Below are 15,263 nucleotides of genomic sequence, written 5' to 3'. Positions count from 1 at the left end.
CTTAATTGTTCTCCTGGGTAGCGCCATTCACCTGGGCATTGCCAATCAAGCTGACAAACAATTCTTCCAGGCGGTTGCTTTTATTTCTCATACTGTAAACTTCAATCCCCTGCTCGCTCAGCTGGCTGAACACCTGGTTGATACTTTGGGATTTTTTCACATCCACTTCCAGGGTATGGTCATCTATCATACGGCTGTTGAAATCAGACAATTGCTCGCAAATACTGCCTTTGGCAATATCAAGCACAAAAGTTTCCATATCCAGCTTCGCCAGCAAGGCCTTCATATTGGTATTTTCCACTATGGTGCCTTTGTCGATAATCGCGATATTGCGGCACAACATTTCCGCTTCTTCCAGATAATGGGTGGTTAAAATAATGGTGATGCCCTGCTTATTGATTTCCCTCAGGAAATCCCACATAGAGCGGCGCAGCTCAATATCGACCCCGGCGGTTGGTTCATCCAAAATTAATATCTTAGGCTCATGCATCAAGGCCCTGGCGATCATCAGCCGGCGCTTCATGCCGCCGGAGAGCATACGGGCGCTGTCATTGCGTTTATCCCATAACTCCAGCTGTTTCAGGTACTTTTCTGCCCGCTGGTGAGCCACGGAGCGTTCGACACCATAATAACCCGCCTGGTTGACCAAGATGGTGGTCAGTTTTTCAAACTGATTGAAATTAAACTCTTGCGGCACCAGACCCAAATAGCTCTTGGCCTGCTCCAGCTCGCTATCGATATCATGCCCGAAGACCTTGACCTTACCCGAAGTTTTATTCACCAGGGAGGAAATAATGCCGATAGTGGTCGACTTACCGGCGCCATTAGGCCCCAACAAGGCAAAGAAGTCCCCTTGTTTCACCGTTAAATCTATGCCTTTAAGGGCCTTGAATCCGCCTTTATATACTTTTTCTAAATGAGAAATTTCTAACGCGTGCTGCATGCTTAATACCTAAATCATTTGAACTTTACTAAATGAGGGGGCGGCTCGCCTTTTTCAAGTAGGCACCCGGATATATTGTGACCCTTAGCTGCCGGTTGAAATAAGGACGTAAAAAAACCAGCAATGTTGTTCCCCGAGATAAAAATCGGGATAACAAGACGGCTGGTTTTATCAGCCCGGCCAAGATTGAACTCAGCCGGAAAACAAGCTTAAGTTACTTACCTGCGCGTGATACATATTCGCCGGAGCGGGTATCAACTTTAACCACTTCACCGATTTGCACAAATAAAGGCACACGAACAACAGCGCCTGTGCTTAAGGTTGCAGGCTTGCCACCGGTACCCGCAGTATCGCCTTTAAGGCCCGGATCGGTTTCAGTGACTTCCAGCTCAACAAAGTTAGGCGGGGTTACCGAGATAGGTGAACCGTTCCACTGGGTAATGGTGCAAACGTTACCTTCCACCAGCCATTTCTCGGCATCGGCAACCGCTTTTTCATCGGCAGCGATTTGCTCGAAGGTGTCATTGTTCATAAAGTGCCAGAATTCACCGTCGGCATAAAGGTATGCCAGTTCGCTGTCCATCACATCGGCGCCTTCAACGCTCTCACCTGATTTAAACGTTTTTTCCAGTACCTTACCGGAAATTAATTTGCGAATTTTCACCCGGTTAAAAGCTTGACCTTTACCCGGTTTAACGATTTCATTCTCAAGAATGTTGCAAGGTTCGCCGTCAAGCATTATTTTAAGCCCGGCTTTGAATTGGTTTGTACTGAAATTAGCCATAATGTTCTCAATTAACGCAGAGATAGAAATTAGAAATGCCGCAGATAATAACCCAAATCAGCGAACAATTGCACACTTCTTGGCAAAAAGAATTGGCAAATGTTGTGACAGATCCAAAAACCTTACTGGAAATGCTGGATATTGCCCCACAGGCCTATCAGGATCACTTTAAGGCAAGGAAATTATTTCCGGTACGCGTCCCCCGGCCTTTTATCAAACGTATGAAAAAAGGCGATATTAACGACCCGCTGTTAACACAGGTAATGCCGTTAAGGGATGAGTTTGACCTAAGCGACGGTTATCTCACCGATCCGCTACAAGAACATGATACCGTCGCAGAAGGGTTATTACACAAATACCGCCACCGGGTGCTGATGATAGTCAAAGCCGGCTGCGCGGTGAATTGCCGCTACTGTTTCCGCCGACACTTTCCTTACGCCGATAACAGCCCGAACAAGGCCCGCTGGCAGCAGGCGCTGGACTATATCGCCGGGCATAAAGAAATCAGCGAAGTCATTTTCAGCGGCGGCGATCCGTTAATGGCCAGCGACGAACACCTGGCCTGGCTGATAGAGAGAATTGAAGCCATTCCCCATGTAAAACGCCTGCGCCTGCACAGCCGCTTACCTGTGGTGATCCCGCAGCGGATAACGCCAATGCTGGTGAACTTACTTAGCAATAGCCGGTTAAAAGCCACCATTGTCTTTCATATCAACCACGCCAATGAAGTCGATGAAACCTTTATCTCGGCAGTCGAGCCGCTGCGGGCTGCACGGGTTCCGCTGTTTAACCAAAGCGTATTACTTAAAGGGGTAAACGATAACAGCCAAGTTTTATGCCGGTTAAGCGAAGTGTTATTTGATAACGGCATACAGCCCTATTACCTGCATATGTTTGATCCCGTCCAGGGAGCCGCCCATTTTGATGTCAAAGAAGAAGATGCGGTCAAAATAGTCAATGAAATGCTGGCGGTTTTGCCCGGTTTCCTGATGCCGAAACTGGTACGGGAAATAGCCGGCGAAGCCAACAAAACACCGATTAATTTAACTTAGGAAATAATGGCTGAACATTGCCCCGAATGAAGGGACAATCAGGGAAATAGCGACATAAGCTGACAAAACCTGATCTAATTTGGCATAATAAGCCAATAATGGCGCCAGCAGCCGCTCAGCGAAAAATGTGAAGATATATGACAGCAACAGCAAACGTTAATCAACAACTCATCGAAAATATTTCTATTATCCTAAAAAAATCCCTGACCGCAGATGCCACGCTGCAGGATCTGCGGGAACATAAAAAAGCCGGTTTTGAGGCTATTTTTAAAAAAGATGCCGGCTTTAAATGCTCCGCCAACACTTTCCAGCCGTATGTCCAGGAAGTGGCGGATAACCTGCTGCACTGGCAAGAGCACCAGGATCAACCAACCCTGGTGACCTTAGTCAAACAAATAGAACAGTTATTTACCGTACTCGGCCAGTTTGAGAACAGCCACAGTAAATAACATCACAGGGGAATAAACGCCTTTATTCCCCTTGCGTTGCAGCGGCTACCACAGGAGAAAACGTTTCTTCAAACCAGTCATCCAGCATATTTTTTTCATAGTTAAAAGATTCACTGCGATGCTTTAAGCGGCTGCCGCGCATAAAGCTCATGTCTTTGAGATCCACCTCACCCGAGCTGAGCAGCGTTTCATCGGCAGAAAACAGCTGATAGGAAAACGTCATGCGCGGCGCATAAATTTCTTTAATGATCCTTATTTGCCGGTGACTGCCAAAGCGAACATCTCCCGCCAGATCGACATCGGTAACCTCAATTTTTAATTGCTGTTTTTCCGGCAGCCTGGCGGCCAGTTTGGCAAAATATAACTCAAGCTCTTTAAAGGTACGCTCCTGAAAGCGCTTGCGGTTCTCGTCACCGGGGCGGATATCCCGGTATTTTTCCGGCTCCGTCCATTTAACCTCACTGCCAGCGGCAAAGGCGGTCGACAAAGCCGTTGATGTCATCAGTAACAAAGCACCCGTGGTAATAATCAAGCCTATATGTTTTTTCATTGTTAGATCCCTTATTTAAAGTTGCTATCGGAGTAACGTCAGCAGAACAAGCCATAGCAATGAAACTTCTATGATATAAGACCACAGACAAAGGGAAAAAGTCACTGATATTTGTAATTTTTTGTATAGATTTATCACGCTCCGGCGTGGGCGGAAATTAGCAAGACAATATATCCATTTAACAAGCGCTATATCCGGCATGCTCCCTGGCTGAGTACAAGCAGCGCATTGGCCAACTTGTCTGTCGGTATAAAACCACGCTTTTTGGCAACCAGCTCACCTTTACCGTCAAAAATCAAGGTGGTTGGTGACGCTTGATAGCCCCCGATTTTCCGCAAAAACTGTCGATCGGCGGCATATGCCGGCATGTCTTTATGGTAATGCTTCAACTCCTTTTTGAGCTGCCGGTCATTGCCCCGGGTGCCCACCAAAGCAGTATTCACCGAAGACTGGCAGTGCTTAAAGGCTTTTGCCAGCGCCTTTCCCTGCTTTTTACACCAGGGGCAATCGGGTTGGTAAATCATGGCAACGGTTGCTAAACCGTTATTTTCAAGCATCACCGACTCTTGAGCAGGTTTTAACGATTTTAAGGTAAATGGCAGCGCCTGAACCCGGGCAGAGGCAATAATAGCGCTGACAGAGATCAGCACTATTATTTTCAGCCAGTTGAGAATATTACTTTTCATCATCGACAATAGATAACTTACAATTTGATTTCTATACCGGCATACATTTCACGGCCGTGCAGGGCGCCGTAGATGTAGGCAACATCATAACCGCCGTCGGCATCGTAAAACAACGGGCTGTCGCTGCTGTCTATCTGGGTTTCTTCAAAAACGTTAGAAACACCGGCGTAGACCTTTGTCTGCTCGGTCAACTGATACTGTACCTTGATATCAGAGGTTGAAAATGCTTTACCGGTTAACGTTTTAACTGTGCTCGGGTCATTACGTCTGTTATAACCTTGGTAGCCGTAATCACTCAGGTCTTTTTCTCCAAACCAAACCGTTGACCAGAAGACTTTTAAGTTGTCCATTTCATATTGCAATTCAACACTGGCGCGCTCTTCTACCGGTGCAATGGCATAGGAAGACTTAAAGGCACTATCATAATTGAACTTCTCAAGGCCAACATTAACGGTGAAATTGTCAGTGACGTTGTAACCCAAAGTAATATCAAATGTTGTCACCGCCGCGCTGTCATCTAGTTGTGTAAGCAAAGGTACGCCTTCTGCCGTTTCCACCAGGCTGGCCAGATTATCAACTCTTGAATGGGCAAGTGATGCGGTGACCGCCAAGACCTGGGTATCGTAACTGAAGGAGTAGCTTGCCGACAGGGATTCTTCCAAAGCATCAATCGCAATTTGATAGCCTAATTCCGCATCTAAGATACCGTGGTCGGTTTCAAAGAAGGACAGCGGCGCACGATAACCCCGCCCGGTAGAAAAACGGGACGTTATCTCATCGCTGTGGAAATAGCGGATATCCACCCGAGGTGCAAAGAAGGTTTCATCAATTTCAGTGCCTGGCTTTTCAGGGTCAACAAAATCTGCAGTCACCCTGTCAACACGTAACGCCAGCGCCACTTCAATCTCTTCGCTGGGGGTCCAGGTATCCTGAAAGAAAATCCCACTGGTATCATAATCAAAGGCATCGCTTTGATAGGCCTCTACCGCTTCCAATGCCTCGGTAGAGGAGCGCATTTCTTCACGGCGCGTATCTATCCCAAAGGTCATAAAGTGCTCATCGGAGAATTCCATATCGAACTTGGCGCGGGCATACCACATGGTATCGTCGGCTTGATAATCTATGCCTTCATAGAAAGAGTCTTGCTCATGTTTTGCATAGCTGACGGCAAATTCTGCAACGGTATAGTCACTTAATTCGGTGAGATACTTGATATAGGCTTCATCACGGGAGGTATCGATCCACTCGGTAGTTTCCCAGGGCTTGCCGATATATTGATTGCGAACATCATCATTTTCAAATAATTGCCCGGACTCAAGTTGATCATAACCCGAGATGGCCGCCCCAATGGAACTGACTTGATCACCTATAACGGGGCCGCCAAATATTTCAGACTGCACTTTAGAAATGCGCACCTGGACATTGCTGGTATCGGTCAGATCCTGGGTTAAAAAGCTGGTAAAAGATAAGTTTTCAATGAAAGGCGCTTCACTGACTCCGTTATCATCATGATCTTCCTGATCCTGTTTGTCATATTGCGCCATAAAGGTCATCCCTGTTTTACCATCTTCAGAGATCCCTGTGGCCATGCCTTTCATCGCGGTAAAATCATGGGAGCCTTTGGCAAAATCAAAGCTGGCGGTATTCTCGTACGCCTCTTTGGTAATAATATTAACCGTGCCGCCAATCGCTTCCGGCGCTATCAGCGATGCCCCGGCGCCGCGCGCCACTTCAATTCGGTCAACACCTGTGGTTGCTATGGCATCGACGGCATAAAAACCTGAAATCAGGGTATGGGTAGGCAAACCATCCACCAGGATAGTGGTATGCTCACCTTTCATGCCGTTGAGCATAATACGCTTAACGCCACACATTGAGCATTCATTCGAGACATTAACACCCGGTTCATTGTTAATGGCAGCCGTAAGGCTTAAGGCATTCTTATTTTCTATGGTTAACGCATCTAAAATTTCAGTTTGCTGAATAACATCTTTTAATCTCCCTGCCTGATCCAGCTTTTGCCTGAAGCTACGCACCTGGATAACTTCAATTTCATCATCAGCTTTAGCGACCTCCTCTGCAAAGACCTGTGTGGTTGTACTTAAGGAGATACTTGCTGCGATGGCAAGATATAAGGGAGATAAAACTTTCATTGGCAACCCTGTTATAAATGTGAAAAAAACACTAAATTAAACACGAGAGACAATGTAAATCATTCTCATTTGTATTGGGTTGATCGATATCAAGTTTTACCAGGCATTATGAAAATCATGACAATTTGAAGGTTGTTGAAACATGCAAGAACGGTGATACCTTGTTAAGACTCCAGGCAAAGAAAAAGTCACTGATATCCGTTGTTTTGCCTGGTTCTCATCAGTAGCGGATAAAGGATTAAAGCTACCTGAGCGGATGTGCCGGTAAACCCGCCGGGTTATTTCCTATAAATTCGATTATAGCGCTTACCTATTTCAACCTGCGCTTCTTTGAGTTCAGTTGCCGATAAATGCTTACCGATAGTATACCTGTGAAAAAAGGCCATATCATCTCCGCCCATTGCCGCTACCCCGCACCAGATATAAGCCTGAATATTGTTTTTGGCCACCCCTTCACCACGGAAGTATTTCATGCCCAAATTATCCTGAGCCAAGACATTGCCCTGCTGCGCGGCCTTTCGATACCAATAAACCGCTTGATTATGGTCCTGCTTCACCCCGCGGCCAAAATGGTACATGGCCCCTAAATGATTTTGAGCGCGGGCAAAACCCTGCTGTGCGGCTTTTTGATACCAGGATAGCGCTTGTTTATAATCCTGCTTAACCCCCCGTCCAAAGTTATACATCAGCCCCAGGCGATTTTGAGCAGCGGCATAGCCCTGCTCTGCGGCCTGTAAATACCAGTGTAAGGCTTGACTGTAATCCTGCTTGGTAGCACTGCCATACTCATACATAGTACCGAGGTAAAACTGGGCCTGGGCATGACCCAACTTAGCCGCTTTCAGGTACCAATTAAAGGCAGTTTTATAGTCTTTTGCTTGATCGGCACCCTCACCTTGAGCAAAAGCTTTTTGCCCTGGGTGAGTTAAACCGCCTGAGACACTGGCATGGGAGGAGCTTATCAAGAATAAACAAAGGGCAGTCCATTTCCATCTCACCTGAATAACATCCTTGTCTGCTAACAGAAGATTTTCCCTGCAAAGCAAATAATCACAGCCGCCCGCTTTGCAACTAAGGTAATATATTTTATAACTCTATGTTGTTTTTAAATTTATTCAACATAGCAGCCAAAAACAATGTAAAAGCTAGATCTTATCTTTTAACCATTAACACTTAGCCATACAGCAAGCAGCCCGGTAATCCGTCTCAGCTTGCTGAATGCATTCCTTCTTCCCTTCTATTTATTATTGAGAATACAGGGATCACTTACAAAAAAACGGGGGCTTCACTTAGTCCGCAGCCATAGCAAGCCAATATGCTTCCGTATTGCTATAAACTTCCCTTGTTACCTATCAATAAAGTAAAAGTCTGGACTTTTTTCGAAGATAAACTAACAAAACGCCAATAAATTTACCGGTTCAACTAGCTTAGGCCAATCAGGATGGTTGACAGGGTTAACAGCCTGCTCACATTTGGCAGCATTGAGATACCGCCAGGGCTCACCTCCCGCTTTGAGCAGCTTACCTTGGCCATCGATAATAAAATAACTTTTATCTATCCTCCTTAGGGTGATGTTTAATGCGTTGTCTTTCGATATGATATTTAAAAAATAAAAATAATTTATGGATAAAGAGGGCCTAACATGACGGATGATATAAGCTCAGAGCACAAAAAGCCTTTCTGGAAAGACCTGAAAATTCAAGTTATCGGCCTACTGGTTTTAGCAGTGCCTACTTTCATAGTCGAACATTCGACCAGCATTCTGGAAAAAACTTTCTTTAACAAAAATCCCAAAGCAAGCTTTAAGATTACTGAACCTGTGGTGGTTAATAAGTTTACGACTTTTGATGCCAGAGACTCTTATGATCCTGATCCGGAAGGTGAGATAAAAGAATATCGCTGGAAACTGATCACTGACGAAAAAGAAGACGAAAAAAAGAATAAATTTGAAACGGTTGATCACAAGTTTACAAAACCAGGTATTGTTCGGGTAGAGCTAACAGTAAAAGATGAGTACGACAACATAGATAGCTATGAACGAACCTTTGAAGTCATAAACCCCGCTAAAAGCCCTCCCCCTGAAGCAAAATTAACCACGATAACGTCAAAGGATAACAGGAAGGTCGACAACTCAATTTTGTTTAGCGCGATTGGCTCTACAGCCCCTCCGGATGAAAAATTAAGTTATCAATGGACTGTTATGGATGTTATTCAAACTGAATTTAGCCAAGATAATATTTTTTCACACTCGTTTGAGCAAAGTGGCGAATATTATGTTTTATTAACCGTGAAAAGCTCAAGCTCCCAGGTTAGCCAGGCAATTACATCCGTGGTTATTAAGGAGAACGATCTAAAAAAAGAAGCTGATAAGAAAAAAAGCAGCGAAACGCCTCCTAAAAACCTCTATATTGCAAAAATATCAAACCTTTCCGGATTTCCAGTCAAGCTTAATGATGAACTCAATTTGTCAGCTGAAGACTCTAACCTCGCCACAAAAGATGGCAAGAATACTTATCACTGGACATTAAAAAACGAAAAGCATCAGGATGAATTAAAGGAACAAGAAGGAGAAAAGGTCAAATTTCTTATTGCAAAACCTGGCAATTACACTGTTTCTGTAGAGATTAAAAGAGATGGAAACATAAAAGGTGAAAAAGCCAAGCTATCTTTTTACGTCGAGAAACCTGATTTTCAATATAAAGTCTTATCTCCCCAAGTCACAACTATCACCAGATATGGCGCTATAGATACAGGTTTAGTTGCCTGGTACTCCAAGCACCCCCTTGATCGTAAAGTAGATCTCAGGCTTTTAGAAGAGCCAAACTCAGGCAACGAAACCCATAAACTGGAATTTGGAGAGCAGTTTAAAATAAACGGTATCGAAACCTTAAGAAGATTCTCTATCGGCTCTCGCTATTATTATTTAAAACTACAGCCGCTTGCAGCGCCGGCAAAGGCTGGATTTAATAATTTTGCCCTGGGTTCAATGAAACTAAACACAGACTGTAGCAAGGACTTTTCAAACCAAGCTGTAGAATCAGCTGGAAAGAAGTCATACACACTTAAACTGCAAAATGAAGGAACATGCCAAAACTGGAAAAGTACGGGAATTAAGCTTAACAAGGGGATGCCCTACCGGATTAAAGCACAAGGCCATATGACCCTGGGAGAGAAAGCGAAACAAGCAGGCCCACAAGGCGTTAGCTATAGCAAATGGCAGAATAATTACAGTTACTTAATGCATGAAAACAAATATGAAAATGTTGGTTTGCTGGTCGGCAGATTAGGCCGTGAGGGAGACATCTTTAGCGTTGGCGAATGCATGTCATTTGAAGCGGATAAGGATGGAATTTTATATCTAAATTTAAATGATATTCATATGTCTAATAATCATGGTGAGTTTAAAATAACGGTTGAAGAAGGATATAAAAACATAAGCTGTAAACCTTAAAAAAACCTATTTAGTACAGCTGTAACTACTATCTTTTAGTAGCGTAACCACAAGGCGTAAATCAAAAGCCCGAACATTTTTGCTCGGGCTTTTTATCAAGGTATTCACTCTCGCTAAGTCTCGGACTTTAGCCATCTTGATTATAATCCGTAACTTTATCCAAATATACACCGAAAACAAGCGCCTTGGCTCCTGGTTACATACACAAGATCACCGCCATGGTTGATCATAATTTGCCTGGAGAGGCTTAACCCTATACCCGAGCCTTGCTGTTTAGTGGTAAAAAATGGCACAAAAATCATTTCAATAACATGCTTGCCAATACCGGCGCCGTTGTCCGTAATTTCAACGAGCAGTTGTTGTGCATCGTTTTTGGCGACTGTGAGTTTAATTTTTCCTTGGCTGTCGCCATTATGCTCAATATTTTCTACTTGGTTAAAGTAGAGAGTTAATGCTTCAATGGCGTTCTTAACCAGGTTAATGAGCACTTGTTCTATTTGCCCGCTGTCCAACATAACCAGTTGCCGGCATTGGATATCAATTGCTAACGCTATGTTGCTCTCTTTGAGCTGCTGGCGATGAAGCATTTGGATGCGATCCAAAATAGTGTCTATAGCAACGGGGGCTAATTGTGGCATGGGTAAACTACTGATCTGCCTGAAACTCGTGATAAACTCGCCTAAATATTGGGTACGGGAAGCCAGTGTATGTAGCGCAAAACTTAAATCTTGCTTACTTTCTTCATCGCTAAAACATAACTGCTGCGGAATAAGCCCTTCACAGGTCTGCGCTATAGAGGCAAGTGGTGTAATGGTATTGGCAACTTCATGTGTTAATACTTGTGTTAATCGCTTATAGGCCTGTTGTTCTTTATTTAGCAGCATTTCGTGAATTGATTGTAAGGTCACAATTTTATGCTCTTTACCTTGAATCTCGGCAATGCTGACTTGTAGCGTTAAGGTGTCTTGTTGTTCACCATATAACCATTGTACCGTGCTACGCAGGTTCTTTTCTGCAGCAAGTACCATAGTGCCGATATGCTCCAATTCACTTAGATTTTTGATACTTTTTCCCATTAACCGGGCGACAGCCGGATTAGATTCAACAATATTTCCTTTGCCATCACAAACAAGTACAGCAAGATCGATATGCACTAACAGGGCTTTTAAAAACTCGCTTTGATGCTCAGCTTTAAATCGTGCGGATTGCATTTGTTGCTTAACCTGGTCGTAATACTCTCGCATCGGATGATGGGGGGCGAATCCTAAAGTGTTATCACCATTAGCCAGTGCTCTAATCACTTGTATCAGCTGTTTATTCTGGCTTTTAAGAAGTGAGAATAATGCGACCGTAAAGCTTGCCGATAATGTTAAAACCAATAACCAGGCCGGTGATATGCCGGCATTGATGTACATGCCGGTCAGCAATACTACGCAAGTTATTAGCAAAACTAAGTTGCTGGTAAATATTATTAAGGGTCGTCGACTGATGTTGTACATGTTCACTATTCTTTTATGTTGTTTTACTCATGGTACACGCCTAAGCCTTGCCCAAGAATTTAGCTTGTTATAAACCATACTTTTCCAATCGGCGATACATAGCCCCTCGTGTTAGCCCTAATGCTTTAGCAGCCTGAGTGACATTGCCTTGATGGAATTTAAGTGCCGCCCTGACTGCCCGTTGCTCTAAAATTTCCAGATCAAAAGTATCGTAACTATTATTGTGTTCAGCAGCCAAATTGCTTATTTTCGTACTGGCCTGCTCACAGGCATCTGCCGGTATAACTGCGCGAATATCCACATATTCACTGTCACTTAGGATAACGGCTCGCTCAATAGAGTGTGCCAACTCTCGTACATTGCCAGGCCAGGCGTAACGGCAAAGGAGCTCAAGGTCGCTGGCGGCAATAGATAATGCTCTTTTATATTTCTGATTGAAATAATCAAGATAATATTCTGTCAGCAATGGGATATCTTCAACTCGCTCCCTTAGAGGCGGCAAGCGAATTTCAATGGTATTAATACGATACAAGAGATCTTGTCGGAACCTGTTATCGAGAACCGCTTGCGGTAAATTTTCATTGGTTGCACTGATCAGTCGAATATCTACATCTATGGTCTTGACACTGCCCACAGGTGTCACTTGACGGTTCTGTAATGCCGCCAATAAAGTCGCTTGTTGGTGAGCGGGTAAATTGGCTAATTCATCTAAAAATAACGTGCCGCCATGGGCAAGCTCAAAATGCCCTACCCGATCTTCTTTAGCATCGGTAAAAGCCCCTTTTTTATGGCCAAATAATTCACTTTCAAACAAACTTTCGGCAAGCGAGCCCATATCTAAGCCAATAAAAGGGTGAGCACTTCTATTACTCGCCATATGGATGGCGTGTGCGGCGAGCTCTTTGCCGGTTCCGCTTTCACCGGTGAGTAAAATATTAGCGTCGGTTTGCGCGGCTTTTTCAATGGTGTTAAAAACCGTTTGCATTGCAGGGCTCTGTCCCAAAAACTCAAATTTTTGATTACTGAGTGCTTGATTGAGGCCTTGAGTTTGGCGAGTGAGTTTATTGACCCTTTGTTTGTCTTTGGCATGAGAAAAAGCCGCAGCCACAGCCCCCAGTAGCTGTTCATTTTTCCACGGCTTGGCAATAAAGTCGGCAGCTCCGGCCTTAATGGCTTCAACGGCAAGCGTAATATCGCTGTATGCGGTCATCAATACCACGACAACGGCAGGGTCTTGGCTAATAATTTTCTTTAACCAGTAGAATCCTTCCTGACCGCTTATTGCGTCATGATTGAAATTCATATCAAGTAAAATAACTTCTATTTGTTGTTCTTTAAGAAGCTTTTCTATATCGAAGGGGTTATCTGTGGTTATCACCGTTTGATAATATTGTTTAAGTAGTAATTTTACTGCGATTAAAATATCAGGATTATCATCTACAACTAAAATGGCACCTTCCTGTTTCATTCAACCTGTCTCTCTGTTGTGAATATCTGGTCTAACTCAATGTTATTGGGAGAGCTTAACAAGATTGCGTCCAGAAATGGACACTATATTCAAACTAAGTGTTCTATTGGCGGACACCTTATCATAAAAACCAAGTTCAACTTCAAGCCAACACTTTGTATTTACTGTGTTTTACCTCTTGGCATGAATGTTGTTTTGTTTTCTTGGTAGCAGCAGTTTGCGTGACATTTAATGCACGCATAGAGAGGAGCCGTCTTTATGGACAAAAAAATAACCCGTTCACCACTACAAAAATATCTTAAAAAAGCGCTTTTGATTACAGGGATCATTGGCCTTGCCACTGCCGTATATAGCTTTAGTCAATCTGCTGCGGGCGGGCGTAGTCATAAGTTAGCACTTAGCAGTATTACCGTGAGTCCGGTTACACAAGGGGCATTTGTTGATGCGCTTAATTTACGCGGGCAGGTGGTACCAAAAACAACAATTTACTTAGATACCATTGCCGGAGGCCAAGTTGAGCAACGTTTAGTTGAGCAAGGAGCCTATGTTGAAAAAGGACAGCCGTTAGTGCGTTTGCGTAACACCAACTTACAACTTGATGTGATGGGGCGTGAAGCACAAGTAACTGAACAGCTTAATTTTTTACGCAACACACAAATGAACATGGAAACCAGTCGATTGAATTTGCGTCGCGACTTATTGGAAATAAACCTGCAAATCAGTCACCTGGAGCGGCGTTTAAAACAGACAGAACCTTTAGTGACATCCGGCGCCCTTGCCAAAGACAGACTTGATGAGCTTAAAAGTGATTTAGCCTATTACCGGTCGAGAAAACAGCTCACTATTGAGCGACAAGAACAGGAAAACAGTATCCGCCAGGTACAAATTAAACAATTGAAAGACAGCGCGGTAATGCTCGATAAGAATTTAAAATTTGCCCGCAAAAATTTAGAAAACCTGTTAATTAAAGCGCCTGTTGCAGGTTATTTGAGCGAGCTTAATGTCGAAATTGGCGAATCGAAAGAGCGGGGTGCCCGCTTAGGGCAAATCGATATTCCAAATGACTACAAGCTGGCCATTGCCCTGGATGAATTTTACTTGAATCAGGTACAGCTGGACGCTGTTGTTTTGATCAAGCTGGAGACGGGAGATATTCAAGCCAAGGTCAGTAAAATTGACAGCCGGGTCAATCAATCCCAGTTTCAAATCGAGGTCGACTTACCCAGGACTGATGGCAACATCAAACGCGGCCAGAGTATTGATGTTGAGTTGATGCTTGGTGGTAATAAAGACAACGCCTTACTCCTCAGTCGCGGCGGCTTTTTTGCCAGCAGCGGCGGAAATTGGGTGTATGTGCTCAATCAAGCGGGTGACAAAGCCGAACGCCGCAATATTCGTTTAGGTAAAAAAAATAAACACTACTTTGAAGTATTATCGGGTTTAAATTTAGGTGACAAGGTCATCACCTCAAGTTACGGCAACTTCGATAACGCGCAACAATTACAATTAAATTAGGGAAATCATAATGATCACAATAACTAACTTAAGTCGTGTTTTTCGTACACAAGATCTGGAAACAACAGCGTTAAGTAACATTAACCTTAGTGTCGAAGAAGGAGAATTTGTTGCCATTATGGGCCCTTCAGGGTGCGGTAAATCGACCCTGCTTTCAATATTGGGCATGCTTGATTCTCCCTCTTCGGGCAGCTTTGAATTTGCCGGCCAGGATATTGCCAGTTTCAGTGAGAACAAATTAGCCGAACTGCGTAAAGCGTCAATTGGTTTTGTTTTTCAAAGCTTTAATTTAATTGATGAGCTAACGGTATATGAAAATGTAGAGTTACCTTTGCAATACCTGAAGATTTCAAAAGCAGAGCGCAAAAAGCGAGTGGAAACCATATTAAAGCGTGTCGCCATTGACCATAGAGCCGATCATCTGCCTCAGCAACTTTCCGGTGGCCAGCAGCAACGTGTTGCTGTCGCCCGTGCTTTGGTTATCAACCCCAGGTTGATTTTAGCCGATGAGCCGACAGGTAATTTAGATTCAAAAAATGGTGATGAAGTAATGACCATGTTACGCGAACTAAATCGTGAAGGCACCACCGTCATTATGGTGACTCACTCAGAAAAAGAAGCGAATTACGCCGATCGTTTAGTGCGTTTACTTGATGGCCAGATCATGATTGACAAGGCGAATAATGCTTCCTTAAAAACAGAGGTCGCTTGAT

At 43.9% G+C, this 15,263-nt stretch carries 13 protein-coding genes; 5 read left to right on the top strand and 8 right to left on the bottom strand.

Going from position 1 to position 15,263, the window contains the following annotated elements:
• Nucleotide 1 precedes the first annotated feature (1 nt).
• Together QL234_RS20145 and efp are read right to left on the bottom strand one after the other, a co-directional pair.
• Nucleotides 2-943, bottom strand: coding sequence for an ABC transporter ATP-binding protein (locus tag QL234_RS20145; RefSeq protein ID WP_281559574.1), 942 nt, complete (start codon nt 941-943; stop codon nt 2-4).
• 214 nt (nt 944-1,157) lie between these two features.
• Nucleotides 1,158-1,727 (bottom strand): elongation factor P, encoded by a 570-nt coding sequence (efp, locus tag QL234_RS20140; RefSeq protein WP_044835483.1) that lies wholly within the window; start codon nt 1,725-1,727, stop codon nt 1,158-1,160.
• Between the two features lie 35 nt (nt 1,728-1,762).
• On the opposite strand from efp, the gene epmB reads away from it, so the two are divergent.
• Nucleotides 1,763-2,779: an EF-P beta-lysylation protein EpmB gene (gene epmB / locus QL234_RS20135; RefSeq protein WP_281559573.1), complete on the top strand. Its 1,017-nt coding sequence runs from the start codon at nt 1,763-1,765 to the stop codon at nt 2,777-2,779.
• 137 nt (nt 2,780-2,916) lie between these two features.
• Nucleotides 2,917-3,228, top strand: coding sequence for a hypothetical protein (locus QL234_RS20130; protein ID WP_281559572.1), 312 nt, complete (start codon nt 2,917-2,919; stop codon nt 3,226-3,228).
• A 22-nt stretch (nt 3,229-3,250) separates the two neighbouring features.
• On the opposite strand, the gene QL234_RS20125 is transcribed toward QL234_RS20130, so the two are convergent.
• The 4 genes from QL234_RS20125 to QL234_RS20110 form a co-directional block, all read right to left on the bottom strand.
• Nucleotides 3,251-3,778 carry a DUF3016 domain-containing protein gene (locus tag QL234_RS20125; protein ID WP_281559571.1) on the bottom strand — a complete coding sequence of 176 codons (528 nt, stop codon included), beginning with the start codon at nt 3,776-3,778 and terminating at the stop codon, nt 3,251-3,253.
• A 188-nt stretch (nt 3,779-3,966) separates the two neighbouring features.
• The gene (locus QL234_RS20120; RefSeq protein WP_281559570.1) at nt 3,967-4,467 is read right to left on the bottom strand and encodes a thioredoxin fold domain-containing protein; all 501 of its coding nucleotides are present in this window, start codon (nt 4,465-4,467) and stop codon (nt 3,967-3,969) included.
• A gap of 14 nt (nt 4,468-4,481) precedes the next feature.
• The gene (locus QL234_RS20115; RefSeq protein ID WP_281559569.1) at nt 4,482-6,617 is read right to left on the bottom strand and encodes a TonB-dependent receptor; all 2,136 of its coding nucleotides are present in this window, start codon (nt 6,615-6,617) and stop codon (nt 4,482-4,484) included.
• Between the two features lie 278 nt (nt 6,618-6,895).
• Nucleotides 6,896-7,615, bottom strand: coding sequence for a tetratricopeptide repeat protein (locus QL234_RS20110; protein WP_281559568.1), 720 nt, complete (start codon nt 7,613-7,615; stop codon nt 6,896-6,898).
• A gap of 644 nt (nt 7,616-8,259) precedes the next feature.
• Between QL234_RS20110 and QL234_RS20105 the strand changes: the two genes are divergently transcribed.
• A complete protein-coding gene (locus QL234_RS20105) occupies nt 8,260-10,068 on the top strand; it encodes a PKD domain-containing protein (protein WP_281559567.1) in 1,809 nt (602 codons plus the stop codon).
• Nucleotides 10,069-10,223: 155 nt separating this feature from the next.
• On the opposite strand, the gene QL234_RS20100 is transcribed toward QL234_RS20105, so the two are convergent.
• Nucleotides 10,224-11,567 carry an ATP-binding protein gene (locus QL234_RS20100; protein ID WP_281559566.1) on the bottom strand — a complete coding sequence of 448 codons (1,344 nt, stop codon included), beginning with the start codon at nt 11,565-11,567 and terminating at the stop codon, nt 10,224-10,226.
• A gap of 67 nt (nt 11,568-11,634) precedes the next feature.
• A complete protein-coding gene (locus QL234_RS20095; RefSeq protein WP_281559565.1) occupies nt 11,635-13,035 on the bottom strand; it encodes a sigma-54 dependent transcriptional regulator in 1,401 nt (466 codons plus the stop codon).
• Nucleotides 13,036-13,293: 258 nt separating this feature from the next.
• Between QL234_RS20095 and QL234_RS20090 the strand changes: the two genes are divergently transcribed.
• Both QL234_RS20090 and QL234_RS20085 read left to right on the top strand, forming a co-directional pair.
• Nucleotides 13,294-14,550, top strand: coding sequence for an HlyD family efflux transporter periplasmic adaptor subunit (locus tag QL234_RS20090; RefSeq protein ID WP_281559564.1), 1,257 nt, complete (start codon nt 13,294-13,296; stop codon nt 14,548-14,550).
• A 10-nt stretch (nt 14,551-14,560) separates the two neighbouring features.
• On the top strand, nt 14,561-15,262 hold the full coding sequence (locus tag QL234_RS20085; RefSeq protein ID WP_281559563.1) for an ABC transporter ATP-binding protein: 702 nt from the start codon (nt 14,561-14,563) through the stop codon (nt 15,260-15,262).
• The last annotated feature ends 1 nt before the right edge of the window (nt 15,263 follow it).

The sequence above is a fragment of the Thalassomonas sp. RHCl1 genome, from assembly GCF_947387555.1.
In the GTDB taxonomy this organism is placed as follows: domain Bacteria; phylum Pseudomonadota; class Gammaproteobacteria; order Enterobacterales; family Alteromonadaceae; genus Thalassomonas.
The sequence above is the reverse complement of the archived record's forward strand: the minus strand, read 5'-3'. Positions and strand labels throughout refer to the sequence as shown.

Excerpts from the sequence above, each read along its gene's own strand:
- QL234_RS20145 (WP_281559574.1), bottom strand. The coding sequence starts at position 943 with ATGCAGCACGCGTTAGAAATTTCTCATTTAGAAAAAGTATATAAAGGC.
- efp (WP_044835483.1), bottom strand. The coding sequence starts at position 1,727 with ATGGCTAATTTCAGTACAAACCAATTCAAAGCCGGGCTTAAAATAATG.
- epmB (WP_281559573.1), top strand. The coding sequence starts at position 1,763 with ATGCCGCAGATAATAACCCAAATCAGCGAACAATTGCACACTTCTTGG.
- QL234_RS20130 (WP_281559572.1), top strand. The coding sequence starts at position 2,917 with ATGACAGCAACAGCAAACGTTAATCAACAACTCATCGAAAATATTTCT.
- QL234_RS20125 (WP_281559571.1), bottom strand. The coding sequence starts at position 3,778 with ATGAAAAAACATATAGGCTTGATTATTACCACGGGTGCTTTGTTACTG.
- QL234_RS20120 (WP_281559570.1), bottom strand. The coding sequence starts at position 4,467 with ATGATGAAAAGTAATATTCTCAACTGGCTGAAAATAATAGTGCTGATC.
- QL234_RS20115 (WP_281559569.1), bottom strand. The coding sequence starts at position 6,617 with ATGAAAGTTTTATCTCCCTTATATCTTGCCATCGCAGCAAGTATCTCC.
- QL234_RS20105 (WP_281559567.1), top strand. The coding sequence starts at position 8,260 with ATGACGGATGATATAAGCTCAGAGCACAAAAAGCCTTTCTGGAAAGAC.
- QL234_RS20100 (WP_281559566.1), bottom strand. The coding sequence starts at position 11,567 with ATGTACAACATCAGTCGACGACCCTTAATAATATTTACCAGCAACTTA.
- QL234_RS20095 (WP_281559565.1), bottom strand. The coding sequence starts at position 13,035 with ATGAAACAGGAAGGTGCCATTTTAGTTGTAGATGATAATCCTGATATT.
- QL234_RS20090 (WP_281559564.1), top strand. The coding sequence starts at position 13,294 with ATGGACAAAAAAATAACCCGTTCACCACTACAAAAATATCTTAAAAAA.
- QL234_RS20085 (WP_281559563.1), top strand. The coding sequence starts at position 14,561 with ATGATCACAATAACTAACTTAAGTCGTGTTTTTCGTACACAAGATCTG.